1 protein-coding gene is annotated in these 1222 nt (G+C 58.5%); it reads left to right on the top strand.

What is annotated here, in order from left to right:
- Positions 1-774 (top strand): hypothetical protein (locus tag NDB2M4_RS19725; RefSeq protein WP_210186575.1); only part of this gene is annotated, 774 nt, incomplete at its 5' end.
- Positions 775-1222 lie beyond the last annotated feature (448 nt).

The raw sequence follows: 1222 nt of genomic DNA on the forward strand, positions 1-1222 counted from the left end.
CGCCGGCCACGCCCTCCGCTTGCTTCGCTACGCTCCGCAGCTCCGGTCCTGGCCGGCGCCATCACCACACTCAGACGGGGTCAACATTGCACGCCGATAAGGGGTCAAAGTTCGACGCCGATTGACATGCGCGGCGCACTGCTTCCGCTCCTGCGCCCACGAGAAAACGACGAACATGGGCGTCCACGCCCACTACCCGAGGAAGCATTGAAGTTCCGCTTATTGCTGCGGGATCTTCATGCCCACCTTGAGAGCTACCAGCTCGAAGTGTATAGAGATGACGTTTTGGAGCGCATCTCTTTCCGATCAGTTTGTCTAGCGAACGGCGTGAATCTCCCGCGTCGACGCGAATTCAATCGGCACAACTACGAAGTGAACAAAGCAAATGGCCGCTGGGTGAGCGCGGTTGTGCACATTGCGAGCGGACAACAGCGCTGCCGCATCGAGCAAGACGCATACAACGCTCTGAACCTACAAGCGGATCCGGGATACGCTGCGTTGTCAGAGCCACAGCGCGCTCAACTCCTCAACCTCTACCAAGAAGCGAATCCACGCCCGCTCAAGGACCTTTCGGCAGGACAAGGCGCACCTATCATAGCCGGTGACATCGAGTTCCGATGCACTGACGAGGAGCTGTTCGCAGGAATGATCGAAGTCCTCTATGCGATGCGCAACGCGGTCCTCCACGGGGAACTACAGCCGGAAGAGGACGCTCTGGCTTGTTACGAACCTGCCTACAGAATCATACAACGAATGCTCGACTGCCTCGTGTAGAAGAGGAGCTCTCAAAGCCTCAAAAGCCCGACTGCTAAACTCGCATGCTTCTGACCGTTCGCCTCCCCGCCGAAGGGGATATGAGCGTCCCGCGTGCCGGGATTATCAGAACTTGGATGAGAGTTCTTTGAGAGGTGATTCATTGACCGCCCTCAGCACGGTTCTACTTTGGGTTCAGGAACCGTCGCACGAAGCGTCCCGCTGATGGAGCGTTTCAAAGTTGGCAATGTATCCAGAGCGGACGTAGCGGATCAACTGAGGGTTGGCCGGCCTAACGAGTGCAACATGTCCGTTCTCCGTGCGCGCTCCATCGGTCATCTGTGTCAATCGGCGTCGAACTTTGACCCCTTATCGGCGTGCAATGTTGACCCCGTCTGAGTGTGGTGATGGCGCCGGCCAGGACCGGAGCTGCGGAGCGTAGCGAAGCAAGCGGAGGGCGTGGCCGGCG

Source organism: Hyphomicrobium sp. NDB2Meth4, assembly GCF_900117445.1.
Taxonomy (GTDB): domain Bacteria; phylum Pseudomonadota; class Alphaproteobacteria; order Rhizobiales; family Hyphomicrobiaceae; genus Hyphomicrobium_A.